General features: G+C 43.4%; 21 protein-coding genes. 3 read left to right on the top strand and 18 right to left on the bottom strand.

Translation table 11 applies throughout. The annotated features are described in order from the left end of the window. From smpB to DXD78_RS16420, 8 genes are all read right to left on the bottom strand, one after another. Positions 1-453 (bottom strand): SsrA-binding protein, encoded by a 453-nt coding sequence (gene smpB / locus DXD78_RS16450; protein ID WP_005831836.1) that lies wholly within the window; start codon positions 451-453, stop codon positions 1-3. An 8-nt stretch (positions 454-461) separates the two neighbouring features. Next, complete coding sequence (locus tag DXD78_RS16445; RefSeq protein WP_005832772.1) at positions 462-1034, bottom strand: Yip1 family protein; 573 nt, start codon at positions 1032-1034, stop codon at positions 462-464. Between the two features lie 7 nt (positions 1035-1041). Beyond that, complete coding sequence (locus DXD78_RS16440) at positions 1042-1914, bottom strand: hypothetical protein (protein ID WP_005831838.1); 873 nt, start codon at positions 1912-1914, stop codon at positions 1042-1044. A gap of 92 nt (positions 1915-2006) precedes the next feature. Then, complete coding sequence (locus tag DXD78_RS16435) at positions 2007-3176, bottom strand: hypothetical protein (protein ID WP_225982668.1); 1170 nt, start codon at positions 3174-3176, stop codon at positions 2007-2009. Between the two features lie 29 nt (positions 3177-3205). Beyond that, on the bottom strand, positions 3206-3628 hold the full coding sequence (locus DXD78_RS16430; RefSeq protein ID WP_008665376.1) for a DUF3244 domain-containing protein: 423 nt from the start codon (positions 3626-3628) through the stop codon (positions 3206-3208). A gap of 143 nt (positions 3629-3771) precedes the next feature. After that, positions 3772-4275: a hypothetical protein gene (locus DXD78_RS21385; protein WP_227740920.1), complete on the bottom strand. Its 504-nt coding sequence runs from the start codon at positions 4273-4275 to the stop codon at positions 3772-3774. A gap of 53 nt (positions 4276-4328) precedes the next feature. Continuing rightward, entirely contained in the window at positions 4329-5447 is a 1119-nt protein-coding gene (locus DXD78_RS16425; RefSeq protein WP_227740922.1) for a lipopolysaccharide assembly protein LapB, read from the bottom strand. 94 nt (positions 5448-5541) lie between these two features. Next, a complete protein-coding gene (locus tag DXD78_RS16420) occupies positions 5542-6039 on the bottom strand; it encodes a DMP19 family protein (RefSeq protein ID WP_008665373.1) in 498 nt (165 codons plus the stop codon). 443 nt (positions 6040-6482) lie between these two features. Between DXD78_RS16420 and DXD78_RS16415 the strand changes: the two genes are divergently transcribed. Continuing rightward, a complete protein-coding gene (locus DXD78_RS16415) occupies positions 6483-7184 on the top strand; it encodes an iron-sulfur cluster assembly scaffold protein (protein ID WP_005831848.1) in 702 nt (233 codons plus the stop codon). Positions 7185-7202: 18 nt separating this feature from the next. After that, complete coding sequence (locus tag DXD78_RS16410) at positions 7203-8213, top strand: GGGtGRT protein (protein WP_005831851.1); 1011 nt, start codon at positions 7203-7205, stop codon at positions 8211-8213. A 59-nt stretch (positions 8214-8272) separates the two neighbouring features. Here the strand turns inward: DXD78_RS16410 and DXD78_RS16405 are convergent, their stop codons facing one another. The 8 genes from DXD78_RS16405 to DXD78_RS16370 all read right to left on the bottom strand — a co-directional run bounded on the left by DXD78_RS16405 (position 8273) and on the right by DXD78_RS16370 (position 17675). After that, entirely contained in the window at positions 8273-9310 is a 1038-nt protein-coding gene (locus tag DXD78_RS16405) for an alcohol dehydrogenase (protein WP_005832802.1), read from the bottom strand. Between the two features lie 27 nt (positions 9311-9337). Further along, on the bottom strand, positions 9338-10135 hold the full coding sequence (locus DXD78_RS16400; protein WP_005832804.1) for an RNA methyltransferase: 798 nt from the start codon (positions 10133-10135) through the stop codon (positions 9338-9340). Between the two features lie 51 nt (positions 10136-10186). Continuing rightward, positions 10187-12874, bottom strand: a complete 2688-nt coding sequence (locus tag DXD78_RS16395; RefSeq protein ID WP_009038104.1) for a transglutaminase domain-containing protein — start codon at positions 12872-12874, stop codon at positions 10187-10189. 85 nt (positions 12875-12959) lie between these two features. After that, positions 12960-13373 carry a DUF2141 domain-containing protein gene (locus DXD78_RS16390; protein ID WP_005832808.1) on the bottom strand — a complete coding sequence of 138 codons (414 nt, stop codon included), beginning with the start codon at positions 13371-13373 and terminating at the stop codon, positions 12960-12962. Positions 13374-13400: 27 nt separating this feature from the next. Further along, positions 13401-15326 (bottom strand): TonB-dependent siderophore receptor, encoded by a 1926-nt coding sequence (locus DXD78_RS16385; RefSeq protein ID WP_009038103.1) that lies wholly within the window; start codon positions 15324-15326, stop codon positions 13401-13403. Positions 15327-15463: 137 nt separating this feature from the next. Next, on the bottom strand, positions 15464-16375 hold the full coding sequence (locus DXD78_RS16380; RefSeq protein WP_008665300.1) for a LytTR family DNA-binding domain-containing protein: 912 nt from the start codon (positions 16373-16375) through the stop codon (positions 15464-15466). A gap of 66 nt (positions 16376-16441) precedes the next feature. Further along, positions 16442-17044, bottom strand: coding sequence for a sugar O-acetyltransferase (locus DXD78_RS16375; RefSeq protein ID WP_005832814.1), 603 nt, complete (start codon positions 17042-17044; stop codon positions 16442-16444). Positions 17045-17099: 55 nt separating this feature from the next. Beyond that, positions 17100-17675 (bottom strand): Crp/Fnr family transcriptional regulator, encoded by a 576-nt coding sequence (locus DXD78_RS16370; protein WP_009038102.1) that lies wholly within the window; start codon positions 17673-17675, stop codon positions 17100-17102. Positions 17676-17920: 245 nt separating this feature from the next. On the opposite strand from DXD78_RS16370, the gene DXD78_RS21220 reads away from it, so the two are divergent. Further along, entirely contained in the window at positions 17921-18061 is a 141-nt protein-coding gene (locus tag DXD78_RS21220) for a hypothetical protein (protein WP_005832819.1), read from the top strand. Between the two features lie 79 nt (positions 18062-18140). Here the strand turns inward: DXD78_RS21220 and DXD78_RS16365 are convergent, their stop codons facing one another. Both DXD78_RS16365 and DXD78_RS16360 read right to left on the bottom strand, forming a co-directional pair. Next, complete coding sequence (locus tag DXD78_RS16365) at positions 18141-19706, bottom strand: hypothetical protein (RefSeq protein WP_227212788.1); 1566 nt, start codon at positions 19704-19706, stop codon at positions 18141-18143. Between the two features lie 84 nt (positions 19707-19790). Further along, positions 19791-20924: a DUF4249 domain-containing protein gene (locus DXD78_RS16360; RefSeq protein WP_009038101.1), complete on the bottom strand. Its 1134-nt coding sequence runs from the start codon at positions 20922-20924 to the stop codon at positions 19791-19793. Positions 20925-20933 lie beyond the last annotated feature (9 nt).

Below are 20933 nucleotides of genomic sequence, written 5' to 3'. Positions count from 1 at the left end.
TTATCTTTTAAACATACGCGCCATATCGCGTTTGTCATCTTTTTCCTTCAGTGATTCGCGCTTATCATATTGCTTCTTACCTTTGGCAAGTGCCACCACAAGTTTGGCCAGCCCTTTTTCATTGATAAACAAGCGCACGGGAACAATGGTGAAACCCGGATCTTTCGTGCCGCGCATCAGTTTTTCAAGTTCCTTCTTATTCAACAAAAGCTTGCGCTCCCTGCGTGCATTGTGGTTGTTGTACGAACCATAGAAGTATTCGGCCACATGCATGTTCTTCACCCACAATTCGCCGTTGGCAAAGTAACAGAACGTATCGACTAAGCTTGCTTTCCCCAACCGGATGGACTTGATTTCTGTGCCCGTAAGCACAATGCCGGCCGTATAGGTGTCCGTCAGTTCGTAATCGAACGTAGCACGCTTATTCTTTATATTTACAGGAGCTTGTTTCATAACATTTATCAGTTTAGCACTACCGTCAGCTTATTGAATATCCATTCAATGGCCACCGGACAAGCTATTAACAAAATAGAAGAAAGAATGGTGAAACGCAAACGGTCTTTTTCCGCTATCTGCATCACCTTTTTGCTTCCTTCCCACACAACATACACGATATAGAATTGGAGCAACAGAGCCATAATGCCGAAATCAGGCAATATGCCGATAACAATCCTCAGCATGAACACCACTACCAGTGCATAACCTGCAAACTGTTGCGCCAAAGGAATATCACTGTCCAGCATAAACATGCGGACACGCAACCCATTGATGAGATAGGCTGCCAAAAAATATCCTCCAAACAAGGATACAGCCACCGCACAGCATTGTGTCATGGCATATTGAAAGCTTTGCGGCCCGTCCCATCCCATCTTCATCAAAGAGCCGATGAAAACGGACAACCCGCATAAACCAATCATAGGATAGACAAAAGCAGTAAATACTTTTCGCCTATCCTCTAAACTAATTTCCTCCCAGGCACGAGCCGGAGAGGAAATCAGTAGTATTGCTATATGAAATAAATCTTTGTAATTCAATATCAATTTATTGATTAGTAGACGCAATTTTGTATTCTACAGTATATTCCGTATAGTTTTCCGGTATTTCTGTATTGCTATTATTTCCACTTTCATGCGACTTAATAACTAATTTAGTAGGAAGATTTCCTGCTTTTTCTTTAAACCTTTCTAAAGCATTTTTTATATCATACCCATACCAATTAGAATAATAAACATCTGTCTTATCATCAGCACCCTTATCATGACGTAGATAGAAAACAAGGTCTGTGGCCCCTGCTTCAATTTCATCCAGTACACAAGCTAAAGCAAATTTATGCATCTTAAACTTATCGTTGTCATTTTGCAGTCTCCAAGCTATAGGAGTTACAAGTATATCCTTGTTATACAAAAATGGCTGAACTGACCCATTTTCCAATTTCAAAGTTATCACCGGTGCTGTTTCCGGCGCATCAACAACCAAGCTTTCTGCTGTCATTGATACGACAGCGTTTGCAAAAGAAATAGGCTGAAAATTCTTCAAAGTGAAGTTGGTAGTTTTAGATTTTTCATTCGTCTCAGGTTCTATGCTCTTTCCTAAGATGATTCCCATTCGAGAATCTGAAATCTTCAAACTCGAATTTGCCTCAAATTGAGTAACAGAAGCCGATGTAGGTTGATAAGTGTTACCCGCAGCATCTTCAAAAGAGAGTAATCCCATATAGTTATTCACTAAAACCATGCCATAAATGTCATCATACTCTCCGTCATCTGAATTCAGACACGAAGTAAACGCAATGCCCATCAACAATGTCAAGGCAACCATCAAGAATTTTAATTGTTTCATCTTTCCTATAAATATTAGAGTTTGCAAATTTAGATAAAAGAATTGAGTAATATAGCACTCTCCTCGTTTTTTCATTGTTTTTAAGATTAAATGAAAGATTAATCTAAATACTGCACGCCCCAATATTTATTTAACATTTATAAACAACCATAATTTAGACAATCACATTATTCTAAAACATATTCTCCTACCAATTTCCCTGTTGTTGGATTATATGTTCTAGCTTCAAAAGAAGAAAAGCAGTCTCCACTCCATTTTCCTTTAACTCTAAACGTTTTAGTATCCCCTATTTTCCTTAATGTAGCAACGTAAGTCAAACTACCTTTGTACATGACTAACACCGCATCAAGTTTTACAGTTTCACCTGGTTGAATCGGGATTTGTCCAGTTCTCGTTTTTGTTACCGTTTTACTATCACTTGTACCATAAGTCCAAGATTTATTTGTCTGCTGCTGTACAGAAACATTTACTCCAAGCGAAGAATCATCTCCTACCACATTAGGTATACCCACGTTCAATCCTCCTGAAATAGTGACACTTACTCCTTCTGTTTTTGAAAAATCAGATTTTTCTGTATAGCTTGTAGATAAAGAATAGTTCCATGTATCAACGCTTAAATGTTCATTTGTATATTCATCATGGTCACAAATCACTTCTGTAGGTTCAAAGCTGTCAACCGTAGTCCGTACATACTCTAAACCAACAAGTTCATATTCACCAACAGGAACTATTTCCCATAAAGCGAGGCTTGAGGAATTATTCGTTTTAAACTTTACAGAGGAAGACGTTGAAGATTCTGATTGCAAATAATAAGAAGACAAACCAGTATTAAAGTTTCCATACATCGTATATATCATACAATTAGCATCAGCCAAACAATTAAAGCTTAAGCCAGGTCCAGCCAAAGGTGAATCAAAAGTTGATTTATTCCAATAACTCAAACGAAGATTATCAGGTATTTCTGAAGATAAATAGTTATTAGGAGTAACAACTCCATATGTATCGGATGTCACTCTATTATTTCCCCCAGCAACAACAATAGTTCTTCCATACTTCAGATACCATCTCTGCCTCAAAGATCCATCATCTTTATCTGTTAAACAAATTTCAGTACCTTTCTCTTTACAAGTAAGATACTTTTGTTTAGAGTTTCCAATATTCAAAATATTCACTGGAATTTCGGCAAGCTCACTTATCGGATCAAAATCCGCACTAGAACCTATCGCCCTTGTCATCACCTGCCCCACACCACTACTTTCCACAAAGTTATCCAATTCCTCTTGCTCACAAGAAAATAGAGCTAACACTCCTACCAACAATAAACTAATCTTTTTCATAAGCATTACATTTTTTAGTTAACAATATATCATAATTCAAAACAGCCATATGCATATGCCCCATTATCTCCTTTAATTTCTATACAATACTCCCCTGATACTCCGAAAGGAAGTTGCAAATATTTCCGAAGGGGAGATAGAATATTCTCGGAAGAAGAATAAATCACAGAACCATTTTGGGAAATGGCAATTTCCACTACCCCGATTCCTTCCATAAAATCCAATTCCACGGAATAATTAGAATCTTCAACGAATACAACAAATGGCACTAATGGTATAACGGAACGGCTTCCATCTTCTTTTCCCGTAGTCAGAATTTCAAAAGGAATATCATTTGAATGCAAAAAGACTTCTTCTTTTCCAGAAGCAATACTTATGTCGACCAAAGGATTAGCATCGACCTTTAATAAAGAAAATAACAACAATACAGATAAGATAATTTTCAGTTTCATAGTCTTTCATTTTTTATTTATACAAAATTAGGGACTATTCAACAATAATTCAGCAATAACTATGCGGACAAAAATAGGGTAGGTAATAAATTATATATCAACACACTACAAAGAAACATATAGGACAAAAAAACGTTTTTTTCTCAATACATCATTATCATTTGCTCTAAAGAATCATTCTTAGTAAGTCCTAAATCTGCTTTTAGTCTTTGTCTGTTTTTATATATGGATTTCATTTCACAATCAAAAACAATCATTAATTGCTTGTTAGAGAATCCCACTTTCAGCAACGCAGCCAACAATAATTCATTTTTTGTTAAATCAAACTCTTGTTTAAGTCGAGTAATAAAATTCGCATGAACCAAATCCAGAAAGTCAAATATATGTTGCCGTTCAGCAATAGTCATATTACTAATAATCAAATTTCCTTGCTTCAATTCCTCTAATACAAACAAGGCGTCAACACTCGAATTCTCACATACTCGCTTATTTTCTGCTATTAAACAAAGGATTTTTCTATTCAGGATTCCTATTTCCTCTTTTTTAGCCTGACGTTCTTGTAAGCTCACATTCTCCAATTCTGCAATTCTACAAGCATATCTATTAATAATTGCATTATTATTTCCAATAATCTCGACATTACGCAACAATTTTGTTCGATACCTTTTCCTAACCAGAAAGAAAGCGATGATGCCCAACCCTAATATGAATACAAATAAAAATAAGTCTGTTTCTCATTTTCCAGCCTTATCTGTTTATTTTCCAAAATAAGCTTATCATTTTCATACTTATTCTGCAAATCCAACAACTGCTTTTGCAGTTCAGCATTACGAGTCACCTCTAATAATGAATCAGACTTCTCTTTATACAAAAACGCTTTCAAATAATTACCATCTTTTTTATGCATATCAGCCAAATAGTAATATGCACCCGAAGACACAAAAATATTAGTTGCATTGATACAAGAAACAAAACAATCTTCAGCTTTTTTCTTTTGACCTACTTCAGAATAAACACGTCCCAAAGACAAACTATAACGATATTTATCATTTAAATTATCACAAACTTCCATTGCATTTGAAAAATACTCTATTGCTTGTGGATATCGTTTTTCATTATTGGCAATAAGTCCTAATAAATGTAGAAAAGATGCCTTCATACCACTAACAGTGTCACTCAACACAAGCCCTTTTTCAGCATACCAACCTGCACTATCATTATGATGTACCGAAAAATAGCCTCTTGCCATATTCCTATAACCATATAAAATACGACGTCTGTCACTCGCCAGTTCATAGTACCTGATAGAATGTTTAAAATTGTCTATAGAATTTTCATACAATCCTTGAACCGAGTTCAAATACCCTATATATTCCCAGACCATCCCTTGTACTTTATAATCCCTAGTTTCTTCCAAGAGACTCGATGCTTCCAGATAAGCCTGCATAGCATCTGAGAAGCGCTCCTTTAACAACATCACTTTTCCATAATAAAAGTAAGCCTTCCCTGCCTTCAATTTATCACCTTCCTGTTTATAATATTCTACCGCTATCATTATCAATGAGTCTGACTGCAAATTATCCAAATAGTTTTTATCCAAAGCCTGCGTTAAAAGCAAAGCATAATCTGCTCTCTGTTGTCCTCTCATACATTCGGGACATTCAATTTGACTCAGAAGCGACAAGGCACTATCAGGAAATAATTCCATACACGCTTCCACACGTCTTAAGACATTATTGTCCTCTTTTTCTTGTACACATGAGATAAACAATACAAGAATCATCAATAAATTAATTCCATTTTTCATCTCGGCATTCATAGCTCGCATATTTTAGCTTTCAGATAGCACATCTCTCCAATACCGAAAGGCAAGAATGGGTATAGGCTAATATGCCTTTCCTCGTTACTCTCTATCACACAATCTTGGCAAACAGCTCCAAATGCTCATCCACATAGCCGGCAACCAAAGCTGTATATTCCTCCTCTTTTTCCAAAAATTCATCTTCCAGTTCATCGAAAGCCTCATATTGCTCGTACATTGCCATAAACTCCTCGTCTGTGCGTTCGCGTTCCAAGTCGTCACGATGGCTATCGTATATTTTCTTGGCAGCATAAACCAACTTACTCAAATCGCCCACTCCCCACAAACGCATCACTTTGGCAAACGGATTGTCGAAAATATAACCGCCATAACCATTTTGAATCAGTTGGCAGAAGCCCCCTTCCATCACTTCATCACGGAATATCTGATAGGCCAACAATGAATGCTGTTCACCGGTAAGCAAAGACATCGTCCCGGCAGTCATTTCTCCGCCTATTTCTTTCTTATAAGCACCGGTGAATACGCCGATGAATGCATCCATCCCTTCACCGGCAGCCTGGCGCAATGCCACATCTGTAACTTCTATCATAGTTTGTATTTTATTTAATGTGCCACAAAGGTAAGACTTTGCAGCCATAGTCAAACACGGACTCCCCTTTATTTTCTTCGCCTTGCCAACCAGTTGGCAGGATTTTGCCTTACCATTGGCAAGACTTTGCCACCGCGTTGGCAAAACTTTGCCATAGGCATGGCAAAAGTTTGCCAAGACGCAAGCAAGGGGTTGGCAAAATTACTTCCTGATTAACAAGCACATACCTTATTGATTCACAAACCCTATCAGAGACGAGAAAAAACAGTCAACTGCAAACTCCACTTTACATTCCGCAGAAATTCAGCTTCTTATTACTTCTTTTTTTAAAAAAAGTCAAATTGAACAGTTGGCAGAAACGGGGAAAACAACTAACTTTGCACCCGACTAATAAAAGTGGACTACGTTTTTTTTAATTATATCACTTAAAAAAAGAGCTAATTATGACTTATTCACACGAAGTGGAACACATGTGTGTTGTGAAGAAAGGTCCTAATCACGGACCGGCTCCTATTCCCGAAGAAGGTAAATGGGTAAAAGCTAAAGAAATTGTTGACATCTCTGGTCTGACACACGGTATTGGCTGGTGTGCTCCTCAGCAAGGTGCATGTAAATTAACCCTCAATGTAAAGGAAGGCGTTATCCAGGAAGCTTTGGTTGAGACTATCGGTTGCTCCGGTATGACTCATTCTGCTGCTATGGCATCAGAAATCCTCCCGGGAAAGACTATCCTCGAAGCATTGAATACTGACCTCGTTTGCGATGCTATCAACACAGCTATGCGCGAACTCTTCCTGCAAATTGTTTACGGTCGTACTCAGTCTGCTTTCTCTGAAGGCGGTTTGATGATTGGAGCTGGCTTGGAAGACTTGGGCAAAGGTCTGCGCAGCCAGGTAGGCACATTATACGGAACGTTGGCTAAGGGTTCTCGTTACTTGGAAATGGCAGAAGGTTACATCAAGACTATCGCTTTGGACAAGAACGACGAAATCTGCGGTTACGAATTTGTTCATCTGGGCAAGTTTATGGATGAAATCAAGAAAGGTACAGACGCCAATGAAGCATTGAAGAAAGTTACCGGTACATACGGCCGCTTCACTGAAGAGCAAGGTGCAGTTAAACACATTGACCCACGTCACGAATAATATAAGGAGGAAAGACATATGATTAGAGAAGTAAAATTTGAAAGCCAAGACCGTCGTATCAAGCAGATTCTTGCTGCATTGAACGCAAACGGTATCAAAGACATCGAAGAAGCCAATGCTATCTGCGAAGCTCATGGTCTCGATCCTTATAAGACTTGTGAAGAAACTCAGCCCATCTGTTTCGAAAATGCAAAATGGGCATACGTTGTAGGTTGCGCCATCGCCATTAAGAAGGGCTGCAAGAACGCTGCTGAAGCTGCTGAAGCTATCGGTATCGGTCTGCAGGCATTTTGTATTCCGGGTTCTGTAGCTGACGACCGCAAGGTTGGTATCGGTCATGGTAACTTGGCAGCCATGTTGCTGCGTGAAGAAACCAAATGTTTCGCTTTCTTGGCAGGTCACGAGTCATTCGCTGCTGCCGAAGGTGCTATCAAGATTGCCGCTAAAGCTGACAAGGTACGTAAAGAACCTCTGCGTTGCATCCTGAACGGTCTCGGCAAGGACGCTGCACAGATTATCTCTCGTATCAACGGCTTTACATACGTTCAGACTCAATTCGATTACTATACAGGTGAACTGAAAGTAGTTCGTGAAATCGCATACAGCGACGGTCCCCGTGCCAAAGTAAAATGCTACGGTGCAGACGATGTTCGCGAAGGTGTGGCTATCATGTGGAAAGAAGGCGTGGATGTATCTATCACTGGTAACTCTACGAATCCGACCCGCTTTCAACACCCGGTTGCAGGTACTTATAAGAAAGAACGCGTATTGGCTGGCAAGCCGTACTTCTCAGTGGCATCCGGTGGTGGTACTGGTCGTACTCTGCACCCGGACAACATGGCTGCCGGACCGGCTTCTTACGGTATGACTGACACCATGGGTCGTATGCACTCAGACGCTCAGTTCGCTGGTTCTTCATCAGTTCCTGCCCACGTAGAAATGATGGGATTCCTGGGTATCGGTAACAACCCGATGGTAGGATGTACAGTGGCTTGTGCGGTTGACGTGGCTCAAGCTTTGAGCAAGTAAGTAGCAAGTAAATAATTACATAGAAAAAGAGGATAGCCTTCATTGGCTATCCTCTTTTTCTATCTACCCACAATCGCCACCTTTATCACCCCCTCCAGCCTATTCTCAAAAATACGGTAGGCTTCGTCAATTTCCTCCAACGAGAAACGATGTGTGATAAGCGGTGTGGTATCTATCTGTCCCGCCGCTATCAGGCGCAGTATCTCGGCACAATCGCACCCATCCACACCACCGGTCTTGAAGACAAGATTCTTGCCATACATCTCCGGCAAGGGCAATAACTGAGGCTGGTCATAAAGCGCCACAATGGTGACAATGGCATTGGGACGGGCACACTCCCATGCCAAGCGGAAAGTATCTTCCGTGCCGGCAACTTCAAGTACGACATCTGCCCCACCATGGTCGCTATGCTTCCTCACAAAGTCTTTGCAGTTTTCCGGCCCAATGACCAGCACCTCCGGATAATGCTCGCGGACAAAACGGATTCTTTCGGCCGACTGCTCGCAGACAATAATGCGACGGGGCTTCTTCAGCATGGAACAAAGCAGGGTACAAATACCCGTCGGCCCGGCACCGATGATGAGTACAGTGTCTTCCTCGGTTATTTCGGAGATACGGGCAGCCCAGAAGCCGGTGGCCAACACATCGCCTACCAAGAGCGCCTGCTCGTCGCTTACCGTATCGGGAATACGGTTCAGTCCCTGGTCGGCATAAGGCACACGTACATATTCCGCCTGGCCGCCATCGATACGGCACCCCAAAGCCCAACCGCCATTAGTGTCGGTACAGTTGTTCACATATCCGTGACGACAAAAGAAACATTTACCACAAAAAGTCTCCACATTCACAGTCACACGGTCGCCGGGCTTTACCGACTCAACTTCGGCACCCACCTGCTCTACGATGCCCACCATTTCGTGTCCTACCGTAATTCCGGGTACGGCGCGCGGTACACTTCCATGCTTTATATGCAAGTCACTGGTGCATATGCTACCCAGTGTCACCCGCACAATAGCATCACGTGCATCTTCCAATACCGGTATCGGTTTCTCAAGCAATCCGAACTTTCCGTGTTCAATATAAGTATATGCCAACATAATATATGCTTTTTTGAGTTATCACTTCTAAACGCGAAGTTGCCAGAAAGCAACAGCCGCTGCGGCCGCCACGTTCAGCGAATCTACACCGTGCGCCATGGGGATACGAACCACATAGTCGGCTCCCGCAATCGCTTCGTGCGAAAGACCATCTCCCTCAGTACCCATCACAATAGCCAACCGGGGCTCGGTCTTCAAAACGGGATTGTCTATGGAAATGGAATTGTCCGTAAGCGCCATGGCCGCCGTGCGGAAACCCAACTCACCGAGCGTATCCAGAGGACCGTCCATCCACGTCCACGGCACAAGAAAAACCGTTCCCATTGAAACCCGGACCGCACGACGGTTCAGAGGATCGCAGGAATTACGCGTCAACAGCACAGCATCCATGCCAAGAGCTGCCGCCGAACGGAAGATGGCCCCAATATTGGTGGTATCCACCACCCCGTCGATAACCACAATACGCCGGGCTCCCCGGCAGACGTCCTCCATACTCTTCGGAACCGGACGGCGCATGGCACAAAGAACACCACGTGTCAAAACGTAGCCAGTCAGCTCGGCAAGCAATTCCCTACCGCTTGTGTAGACGGGTATATCGCCACAACGCTCAATGATTTCAGCAGCATCCCCATAAATGTGCTTGTGCTCACACAAAAGGGCCAAAGGCTCGTAGCCGACATCCAGAGCCACCTTGATAACCTTAGGACTCTCAGCTATAAACAGCCCTTTGTCCGGCTCAAAGCGGTTGCGCAACTGGGCTTCGGTAAGGGTACTGAATATCTCCACACCGGGATGGGTCAAAGATGATATTTCGATAACAGGCATCGGATGATTTACTATTTGACGATTACTATTTACAATTCATGGCAGAAAGCCCTATAACCCCTTTATTGTCTTCATCAGTTGTTCTCCCAGTCCGATGGTGTATCCTTGCGATACAAAGACCACCCGATTGAAAGTATCGGCTATGATGAATATCGGCAGGCTCTCTTTATGCTTCAACTTCATGCTTTCTGCAATCTGCGCAGCGATACCGTCCGTATCTATACCATAAATAATGGTAGAGGGCAAATCGGGGAATGACTCGCGGGCGAACTTGCCGGCTTTGGCCTCATTAGGGAACAGCAACACCATCTTACGCCCCCACTTCTCCAAATCAGCCTTGAATGAAGCGATGTCGCGCAACGCATGATTGGTTGGCTCTTGATTGACACCCAGAATGCCTACGACAAAGTAACCGCGCCCACAAGCCTGCAGCAGACTCTGCTGGGCTGCGGAGCCGGCGTCCGGCAGCGGAGTGAAGAGAGACTCCGAATTAAAGTTCCCGATAACCTGCACCTCATCCTCGCTCTCGCGCATCACCAATTCAATTTCCGTTGTCTTCTCCGGCAGAATATTGAAAAAGGTGGTTTTAGAAAGTACCGCACCGCTGGCAAGGCGTGTACCGGTCACCAAAACATAATCTCCGGCCTCCAGAGCTGTTCCTTCCTTCAGAAGATTGCTCCATGTAGTACCGCCGCCCATATCTGCATCGCCTTCGTCATAGGAAAGCAATTGCAAACTGCCCTGCGGGGTCTGTTTGGAAAGAGTGAAATGAGAATAGTATTTCGGGTTATCCAACGAACGGATAGGCTTATAGGAAGCCACCAACTTTCCCTTCGAAGCAATTCCTTCTGCCATAAAGACCGGCTCTTCCGGATGATGGTTCAAGTCCACATCCATCGCACCATCATCCCCTATCAACTGTACTTTGCCGGTCACTCCGTTGATACGGGCAGGGATTGCCATGCTGCGTGCCATGGAGACGAAGAAAATGTCACGACTATGGGCATCAGCCACACGGGCCTTCCAGACCCCTTCCGGAGAAATGGGAGCCCCTCCCAAATTACAGTCATTGTCTACCCGGATATTTTGGGCCACCCATGCCACCAGTTTCATCGGCTCTGCCTTGTATGCCTCAGCATCTTCCTTTGAGACGGCTTTCTTGAAAAATCCTTTATAGGGGGTCAGTATCTCGTTGCTTACGCGTGGATTGCGCACATATCTGCGGAAATGGTCGGCATTCTTGCACATACGGGATTGCATGTGGTCCATCAGAACTTCCAGTGTAACGTCGCGGAGGTCTTTTGCCGAAATCCGTTGGAGCAGGTCCAGACCTCCTCTTTTGGACTTTTCAGAGCGCAACCGTGCCATGAAGTCGGCAATAACCCGGTGGTTTCCTCTGGAAGCTACCAGAATCCGGGCAACGGCATCCTCGTCGAGCTGGTACTGCCGGGCAAAATAGCGAGCAGTCTCATCTGTCATAAACGTAGCCACATAGGCATTGCGGATAGAATCTTCATGAGCCATGCGGAGGTCGTTCTCAGCACGCTGTTCGGGAGTAACCTCCGGCAACTCCGCATTTTCGGGGGGCGGCACAAGTTCGAAATCCGCCGTATGACCGTCACCGGCAGTCTTGTCCATCTTCACAGCCAACTCATGGTCCTTGCCGAAAGACAGTTTGGCATAGCCGAACTGTCCGTCTTTCGATGCCCATACCAGCATGTCGCCTTTACCGGCTGTCAAAGAAGCCTTTCCCTCCGCATCGGTCCGCTTCCGGGCTACGGTATAAAACTCAGCATAATTGTAGAGTTTGAACTCCACACAAGCATCGGGCACCGGCTTGCCTTGCCCGTCCGTTACCGTAACCGTGGCCTTGGCCGTCGGTGCATAGTTACCGATTACATTGATTTCCGTATAATTGGGAGTGACGGACATCACTTCTTCCACTCCTTCATAACGTCCGAAAACTTTGGTATGCATCAACATGCCGCGGCTGGCCGGAGCATTGAACCAACCAAGGTTGAGTACCGGTTCGGGTTCGCAGGCTCCAAGAAAATACCATTTCCCGTCTGCCCATGCTTCTACCCACGCATGATTGTCGTCGGTATGCGCCCACCGGGGTGTGTAGACCTGACGAGCAGGGATACCCACCGAACGCAAGGCGGCAACCAGCAAGGTAGATTCCTCGCCACAACGCCCGTATGCCGTGCGTACCGTTGCCAAAGGCGAACTGGTACGGGCATCGGAGGGAGTATAGATAGCCTTCTCGTGGCACCAGTGGTTCACCTCCAGAATGGCATCATAGAGGGACAGAGACTTGACACGATTCTTCAGTTCTTCGTAAAACACTACCCGTGCACTGTCCAGATGCTCATTGTTGACCCGCACCGGAAGTACAAAATGACGAAACAAATCCTCAGGAATAACTTTTCCCCAAGGCATCTCATCGGCAGCCTTTTGGGAGGCGCGCACGTTCATCAGATGAAATTCTCCGGAATAATCGGCAATGTCTGCCAAAGGCATATAGGCATAAAGGAACTCCAAAGCTTCGCGTTCGTACGACGTCAAGTCCGTATCAAATATGGCAAACAAATCGCCCTGCGGCAACCTTTCTTTTTTTTGATTGAAGTCTTGCTCCACACGTTGGCGGTAAGAAGTGTCTGTAATGAAAGAACGTTTGCCGCAAGAGGCAAGCAAACATACCAGTCCGAGAAATCCCAGAAGTCGTGCAACTCGTTTCATAACGCAATTATTAAGGTTGAACCACAAAAATAGTGTAAATCGTCCGCAAAAGAAAATTAATTCCCGTTTTACTTACATAATCACTCTACTTCAGATGTATCACCAAAGTCGTGTCTCCGGAAAAAGTGAAGCTGCATTTGTCATAAGACGGCGGACCCATAACGCCTTGAGCATCATTACTGAACCCGTACTTCTCTGTAGGAATGCCGAAAACGGCAGTATCCAGTTTCCCGTTTCCGTTCTCGTCTTGAAACAACGAAATGGCATACGTACCCGTAGGTAACCCCTGGCAAGGAATGGAGAGCGACGTATCTTTCACATCTATCCGGAAGGCGGTCAAGGGTTTCTTCATGAATGTTTCTTCCGAATTGTAGATGGCGACATAGAGATGCCCCTCCACCTTTTCAATGTCACACACTTCAATAGTCAGGTTCTGGGCAAAGAGCAGCTGGGCGGCACTTTGCATTACAAATACTAAAAAAATAATCATTGCTTTCATCTTTGTTTATTTAAAAAGGGTTATTGTCTAAAAATTGGATACATCGTAGGCGGCCTTCTTGCCTAAAGTCACATATACTCCTACATAGAAAAAATGGTCGCTGGAAGCCAGGACAGCCTTGTTATCCACCTTACCGAACTCATTCTTCCGGCAAAGGATATTGCTGGTGGAAGCATGGATGATTACCTTCTTGCTTGCCAGGAAGGTCACACCCAAATCCAGACTGTTATAAGGCTTCACTTCATCGTTCATCAGACCCGGCAGCATGGAGTTATGATAAGGACGTCCGCTACTGAAACGGTCGGTCACGCTGACAATGGAACGCAGGCGAGGCAAGGAATACTTCACCACCCAGGCTGCATTATGCCGTGTAGCATACTGAGGAGTAGTCAGTTCCAGATACTCCCGATATTTACGTTTGGCTATATTATAGGTATAGGATAACTGGTATTCCAGATTCTTGAAGGACGCTCTATCACGGAAGAACAAGTCTATGCCTTTGCTGTGTCCATAACCGTTGGAGGTCAAGAATACAGCTTTCGTATCGGCATCCGTTTCCTCCAATGCCAGACGGTCATAATCCTTATAATAAAGTTCAGCTTTACAGAAACGCCCTTCATAGTCGTACTGAACGCCCAAATTGTACTGCATACATACTTCCGACATCAACTGCGGCCGACGCACCAAACAGTTGTTCTCGGGCAACTGTGTGTATCGCCCTACAATCCCCGACAGCATCATGTTTCCCCAATAATAGTTCGCCGCCAGCCGGGGAGAGAAATTCATCTTACGGTTCGGAGAAGTGTATTCCGTGCGAAAAGAAAACTCCATCTTCAATTGTTCCATCGGATAATAAGCCATCGAAAAGAAACCCGCACCAATGGTAGGCGACATGCGATTGCTGTCATCCGTCCCGCACAACAGATAATGATTCCTGTAATTGCGGATATAGCTCTCTATCCCCATATCCAGGCGGAATACCGATGACAGCCGTTTGGAAACTTTAGCCTTCAGATGCGTCTCTTGCTGACGTTCCAGCCAGTTATCACCCGAAACAACTGCTCCTCCGATTCTCCGGTTATAGTAAGAATAGGCCGCCCCTGCAAACCAACTCCACTCTCCGGAAGTATGCCTGCGAAAGGTTGCATTTACATAGATATTGTCTTCACCCAGCCCGAACAATCTGCGGTTATCCCCTTCGTAAGTGGAAAAGTCCGTCCGGTCGTATTGTGCGTAAACCTTCCATACCACTCTTTCATCAAGAGTATAACGGAACTGGACAGCTCCGGAAAACATCCGGTAAGGCTTCTCGAAATCCCTCCTGCCCGAATAAACCTTGTCATACAAACCCAGGTTCTGATAATTCAAGTCAACAGACAAGGATCCTCTGTCAAAAGTCTTTGTGCCCCCTCCACCAACACCGACAACGGAAGCGTTCACTCCGACTTTATCGACCTTGCTGTAATCTTTTGTTTCCAATGGCAAGACTGCCGAAAGCGCTTCTCCATATTCTTGTGAAGCGCCTCCCGAAGCAAGGTTTACCCCACTGAACATAAATGTAGAGTAACGGCTGCGAGCAGGGGTATTTATTCCGTTCGAAGTATAGGGATTCAGTACATGCATTCCATCAATAAAAGTCTGCGTCTCGTAACTGCCTCCACCACGTACCAGCAATTCACCGGTTTCACCCTGCACTTGCGTACCGGGCAAAGTCTGCAATGCCTTGTATAAATCACCGTTCGCACCGCCCACCGTGACCAGTTCCACCGGATGCATATCGCTCCAACGGCTGTTGGCAGCAGGAGTTCTGGCTCCTTTTACCACTACTTCTTCCAAAGCGACACTGTCTATATTAAAATTCAGACGTACTGTATCGGTCACTGATTTCTGCGCTACGGAAGGCTGTGTATAAAGTAATACACCCAATATCCCAAAGACTGTTTCCCGTTTCATATCTTTACATTCGTTGTGTTTCCTGCCGCAAACATAAAGGAAGGGTATAAGACAAAAAAATATCCGGGACAGACAGCCCGGATATGTGACAACCAACAAACTCTTTGTGACGAACAACGTATTTCTGTGACGAGTGACTAACTCTTTGTTCGGTTTTCAATCAATGCTTTCACCTCTTTGGCGTATGCGCGTGAAACCGGAACATCTTCTTCGCAACCCTCCAGATTCAGCTTATATCCCTGAGAGTTTCCATCTACTTTCACCACCATCCGGATGTTTACAAGAAAGGCCCTATGGCAACGGATAATAAAAGGGCAAGCAGAGACAGCTTCCTCTGCCTGCTTCATGGTGGCACGCAACAATCTCCATGTAATTTTCTTTTCTTTATCCGAATCTGAACGGTAACCTACTTTTACGTAATTCCCCTTTGCCTCTGCATAAAGGAAATCTCCGGCCTTTACTTCCAGCATTTCTTTGGTGCCACCGGCAAACACCAACGCTTCTTCCGAGGAAAACACCTTGTCTTCCAAGCTCGCTATCCCAACTTCCGGGGATATTCTCCTTGAAAGGTGACCGTTCATCTCCATAGCTTCTTTCAGATTGCGGGTCAGTTGCAAATTGCGGTTCCACATCAGAAAAAATATGGTAGGAAAAGGTGCCAGCACCATTACCCAAGACAAAGCCAGAAAGAACAACCGCTTGTCCAACCACATTCCCATCAACCATGATTGATAGGCCCAAATCCCCACTGCTATCAGCAACAACATCAGCAGCAAATTCAACACATGCTTACCCAATGTCCAGTTCTGCTCCTTGTAATAAGCAGGAAATAATGCCGGAAGCAAATAGGTGAAAACTCCCGAAGCACCTGCCGCAATCAATGCAGAACCGGCAACCACCCCAAACACACTTCCCTTTATCCGGGAAATACCGAACGGCTGAAGTATATATAATATCAGAAAAATAATGGCCGAAGGTATCACTACTGCCTTCCAGCGTTGATAAAACGTAGGATAAGGACTCCGCCAAAGTTCCACCAATTTCCCCATAAGTATATAGTCTCTCTTGTTTACATGGTAATATATGCAAAGATAATACATTTACTCAACACATGCTCATACAGATACTATATTATCAATCTGTTTTATCACACGACAAGGATTTCCCACTGCCACACAATTCGCAGGAATAGAACGGGTAACCACACTCCCCGCCCCGATAACGCTGTTCCTCCCGATGGTGACACCAGGCAAAATGACAACCCCTCCACCAATCCATACTCCATCCTCTATTCGTACAGGTAAGGCATACGTACGGCAGATTTCTTGTTCTTCCGGACAGTCCTGCACCATACGTTCATCTACTTTGGTAGAATGGGTTGCCGTATATATCTGTACATTAGAGGCTATTAAGACGTTGCTACCTATGTCAATACGATTGTTGTCCACAAAGGTACAATTCATGTTGACAATTACCTTGTCGCCCATAAAAATATGCTTGCCACATTCACAATGGAAGTCAATATCCACATGCACATTCTTGCCTACATGTCCCAACATCTCACACAACAACTCCCTCCTGCGCTTGCTATCGGCATAATCTGTGGCATTGAATTGTGCCAGGAGACGTTTTGTACGCAAAATCATCTCCACTATTTTCGGATCCCTGCTTCCTATAAAAGGTTCGCCAGCCATGCACTTTTCATATTCTGTTTTCATACGCATCCTGTTTTTGCGGACAAAAATACAAAACTCTAATGTATAGGAATTTATCCTATGTTAAAAAATACCCCTTTGCCCTGATACGACTCAATGATTGTTGTGTAATGCCAAGGAAAGAAGCGATATGTCCCAAAGTCACTCTATGAAAAAGGGCCGGACACTCACTCATTAATTTTTCATAACGCTCATACGCAGACAAGTTGAGGCGAGATATATGAATATCTTGTAAGCGAAGAAAATTTTCCTGTTGTAACACCCTCATCCAATTTGCAATATCTATATCTGACTTATACAACTCATTAAGCGTTTCAATGGAAATAGAATAGACCAGTGTTTCTTCCAATGTTTCCACGTATTCAAAGCCTGCTTTGTTCCTATATAAATCCCACGAGCCACAAGCTACATCACCTTCCATAGAGAACCATGTCGTTATTTCTTTTCCATCGTGCAAGGTGTACGAGCGTGTCATTCCCTTCTCTATGAAGTGGACTTGCCTATCAAATTGTCCTGCACGGATAATAAGTGTTTTGACAGGAAACACTTGCTTTTCAAAACCATGTGCCAATGTCGCCAATGCTTCATCTGAAACCGGATAATAAGCTCTTATTGTTCTGACAATATTCTCCATACTAAAATATCCCTTTTTACAAAGGTATAAAACAAGGAAGAGTTTGCGAAACTTGCGTAACATATTTGTCATATATAGATTGCAAAATCTAGTATTTCTAAAGAAAATAAAGGATGAATGGCTATTTTTTATGTTATAAAACACATTTCTCGCAAACATTTCGTATCTTTGCAACGTTATAAGATAAAAGAAAAGATGTAAAAACCCGCTTTCCGAAACGCGGAGAGCACAAAAAGATGAGAATTATGAAAAAGAATGCAAATGAAATTTTTATGTTACAGTACCAAATCAAACGCTATCAGGCAATGGGTAATGGAACAATGTGTCAAACACTGAACGGTAAACTACAAAAGCTGCTTGCAAAGCAGTCACTCGTAACCATGTAAAAAAACACCTTTAAATACAATGAATAAAGGGCAGGGAACTTTTCAGTTCTCTGCCCTTTTTCTTTTTTATCCATCTATACTAATGGTTAGCACCAACAACAAACTCACTTTGCATCCTTATCTCCCTACCGTCAACCGAAATTCCTTGTAGGGTAATTATATATATTCCGTTCATATCCGAAGTATAAAAGTTGAGTGTACCCATAGCGGAAGTTATCTCCGGATTCCAATAAAGTGTATGCCGAAAATCCGGTAAGCGAGAACCGGCTTGTTTCTCTGAATTGTATGATGGAGCAACAAATGCGATTCTCTTTTGTGGAAACTCATAAGAAAACATCTGTGAATTCTTATCCAAACGTATATCAGGCAATGTTCCCCGATGGGTTATAAACGAAACAATTCCATCATACAACTCCCCGCCAAAAGTATATTTGCCAGTATAACGATGTATATAGTGTATCAAACGGGCATCATAGTTCAGAATGGTTTCATGGTCATCAAACGGAATCCCGTCTAACAACACCAGTGTTTTCATATTACTGAATCTCCTTATATCCGGTTGCAGTATCCGGATGACATCTTTACCTTCCAGCTGACTGATACGTATTCCCTTGACAAATTCCACAAAAACATCCCTCACAGTCCTGAAACGAACATACTCATCCAGATTATAAGTGGAAGCGGGAACAAAATCATAAAGTTGTTGCAATATACTCTTGCTATACGAAGAATCTACCGGCAAAAGAGAATGTAATTGCGCGCTGAAACCACGCTCTATCAAGTCTTCTTTCCGAAATGACACACAGACTTTAGGAAGTTTTTCTGCCAACACCCCGACAAAAGGAGAAATAAGCTCCAATCGGCAGGGACTTTCCTCCTCCGGTAATGCAGTTAATACAATCTCCTGCATATCCGTTATTCCGGTCGTATAAAAAGCATAAATAGCGTCAGCCTTAGGCTGTCCGCCAAAGACACGAATATCCTTGCCCACACATGCCAGACGTGCATTTACATTGTCAGCAGGCGCTCCCATCAGCCTGCCGGTTACAATATGCCCTTCACACTCTGCAGCAAATGACCGTTCCGGAACACTTGTATAGTTCTTCTGCCCGTCGGCTGATATTGGAAACCCCTTCAGCACATAGTCTTTTCGTACTACGGACAAAGTAAGTTCCTTGACATCAGCAGGCAGATTGGGTAATGTCAAGGCTACTTTACTCCGGTTCCCATAGACCGATTTATCTGTCCATAAGTCCGCTCCGGAAAGCTGATTGCCGGAAGCTTGTGAAACGGTAATGGAATCCGTAAAAAGTTCCACATTATCCTCCTCTGTTGTCTGAACAGTATTAAGCAAGGCTATATACTTCTTTGGGAAACAAGCCATAGGATAGTTCCTCATATAACGCGTATATGCCGTCAGTTGGTAAGCTCCGGTATGCATGACTTGCGGAAGTCTGATACGTCCCCATCCATTCCCGTTCTGCAAGTCGATTTTACCTTGTGCGTATACCAGCTTCGTGTCACTTATCTCTACATAAGCTACTTTGCTTAATACGCTTCCACGAGACAAGGAATCCGTCACACAAACTTTTATCCACAAATCTTCTCCAGCCACATAGCAGTCCTTGTCTGTATAAATACGCATATTCTCAACAATTTGAGCGTGTAATCCCAATACAAGAACCCAACCTATAATACAAAATATCACTCTCTTCATATCATTTCAATATTAATTCATTTCATCCGGCCAGAAGGAAGGCTTTTCCAAGCTGGCACCTAAATAGCGTACGTCTGTACAACCTCCGGAAACCCATGCATAACCTACCATCAATGGATAAGCAATAGCATATCCCATCACATATAAATCCATGTACGAATCTGCCCAACCTCTAAATTCTTGGCAATAACCGTCAGGAAACCTATAATATATATCATCGGCAGAAATGAAAATACGATATTTTGCCACATTCATGCTAACTCCCACATAACCAACTACATTTTTGCCTGAATTGTTGCAAATAATATTCGTAGGAAGTTCTGAAGGCTGAGGAATAAACAATCCACCCATTTCTTCATTGATTTTTATTTTCTCCTGATAATATTCGTACTCGCCCCTCGAAATCTTACGCTGTTTCACCAAAGTGCTATAATGATGAAAGACACGGTTATTATCCGCCTTTATAGAATAGAGCCACTTATCCTTCAATTGAGTATCCTTATTTGTTCCTATATTACCTACTATGATTTTAGCCGACTTATCATGACACCATCCCCGTGCATATGGTGTAGCATCAAAATCAACCACCTCATCAGTGGTAGGGTCATAACGGAACTTGGGATTATATACTGCCCTCACTTCCCAATCTTCCTCGTAACTCCAGAAATAACATCCGCCATCTTCACTCCGCATAGAAAAGCGGATAGAGATGTCACCGTATTTTTCCGGTTGCTCGTAGGTAACGTCATTTATTGTTTCTGTCTCCAATGGATATTGAGGCTCCGAAGTATAAATATCCCCTTCATACACAATTTTCAGACTATAGCTGGCATCTTTATTCAAAGAGCCAATTACAACTTGGTATTTTCCATCTCCCAAAGAAGTGCCATTAAAACAAGAACCATCACTTCCTACTACACTGACTTCTGCATCTATCTTGTTATAATCCTGAGGAATTCCTTCTACATTCAAAGGAAAGGAACAGCTCAAGGAAAAAACAACTGTACTATCTGATATGATGTTACCTTCAACTATAAGCACCCTCGTACTACTCTCCGGCAAGTGCGCATTGAATTTATCCACACAACTGCCAATAGTGAGCCACAACAAGCATATCCATGTTACTATATATTTTGCATTATTCATCGCTTTTTC

Source organism: Bacteroides sp. D20, assembly GCF_003436255.1.
Taxonomy (GTDB): Bacteria; Bacteroidota; Bacteroidia; order Bacteroidales; family Bacteroidaceae; genus Bacteroides; species Bacteroides uniformis.
The sequence above is the reverse complement of the archived record's forward strand: the minus strand, read 5'-3'. Positions and strand labels throughout refer to the sequence as shown.

Excerpts from the sequence above, each read along its gene's own strand:
- smpB (WP_005831836.1), bottom strand. The coding sequence starts at position 453 with ATGAAACAAGCTCCTGTAAATATAAAGAATAAGCGTGCTACGTTCGAT.
- DXD78_RS16440 (WP_005831838.1), bottom strand. The coding sequence starts at position 1,914 with ATGAAAAAACGAGGAGAGTGCTATATTACTCAATTCTTTTATCTAAAT.
- DXD78_RS16435 (WP_225982668.1), bottom strand. The coding sequence starts at position 3,176 with ATGAAAAAGATTAGTTTATTGTTGGTAGGAGTGTTAGCTCTATTTTCT.
- DXD78_RS16430 (WP_008665376.1), bottom strand. The coding sequence starts at position 3,628 with ATGAAACTGAAAATTATCTTATCTGTATTGTTGTTATTTTCTTTATTA.
- DXD78_RS16425 (WP_227740922.1), bottom strand. The coding sequence starts at position 5,447 with ATGAATGCCGAGATGAAAAATGGAATTAATTTATTGATGATTCTTGTA.
- DXD78_RS16420 (WP_008665373.1), bottom strand. The coding sequence starts at position 6,039 with ATGATAGAAGTTACAGATGTGGCATTGCGCCAGGCTGCCGGTGAAGGG.
- DXD78_RS16415 (WP_005831848.1), top strand. The coding sequence starts at position 6,483 with ATGACTTATTCACACGAAGTGGAACACATGTGTGTTGTGAAGAAAGGT.
- DXD78_RS16410 (WP_005831851.1), top strand. The coding sequence starts at position 7,203 with ATGATTAGAGAAGTAAAATTTGAAAGCCAAGACCGTCGTATCAAGCAG.
- DXD78_RS16405 (WP_005832802.1), bottom strand. The coding sequence starts at position 9,310 with ATGTTGGCATATACTTATATTGAACACGGAAAGTTCGGATTGCTTGAG.
- DXD78_RS16400 (WP_005832804.1), bottom strand. The coding sequence starts at position 10,135 with ATGCCTGTTATCGAAATATCATCTTTGACCCATCCCGGTGTGGAGATA.
- DXD78_RS16395 (WP_009038104.1), bottom strand. The coding sequence starts at position 12,874 with ATGAAACGAGTTGCACGACTTCTGGGATTTCTCGGACTGGTATGTTTG.
- DXD78_RS16390 (WP_005832808.1), bottom strand. The coding sequence starts at position 13,373 with ATGAAAGCAATGATTATTTTTTTAGTATTTGTAATGCAAAGTGCCGCC.
- DXD78_RS16385 (WP_009038103.1), bottom strand. The coding sequence starts at position 15,326 with ATGAAACGGGAAACAGTCTTTGGGATATTGGGTGTATTACTTTATACA.
- DXD78_RS16380 (WP_008665300.1), bottom strand. The coding sequence starts at position 16,375 with ATGGGGAAATTGGTGGAACTTTGGCGGAGTCCTTATCCTACGTTTTAT.
- DXD78_RS16375 (WP_005832814.1), bottom strand. The coding sequence starts at position 17,044 with ATGAAAACAGAATATGAAAAGTGCATGGCTGGCGAACCTTTTATAGGA.
- DXD78_RS16370 (WP_009038102.1), bottom strand. The coding sequence starts at position 17,675 with ATGGAGAATATTGTCAGAACAATAAGAGCTTATTATCCGGTTTCAGAT.
- DXD78_RS21220 (WP_005832819.1), top strand. The coding sequence starts at position 17,921 with ATGAAAAAGAATGCAAATGAAATTTTTATGTTACAGTACCAAATCAAA.
- DXD78_RS16365 (WP_227212788.1), bottom strand. The coding sequence starts at position 19,706 with ATGCGTATTTATACAGACAAGGACTGCTATGTGGCTGGAGAAGATTTG.
- DXD78_RS16360 (WP_009038101.1), bottom strand. The coding sequence starts at position 20,924 with ATGAATAATGCAAAATATATAGTAACATGGATATGCTTGTTGTGGCTC.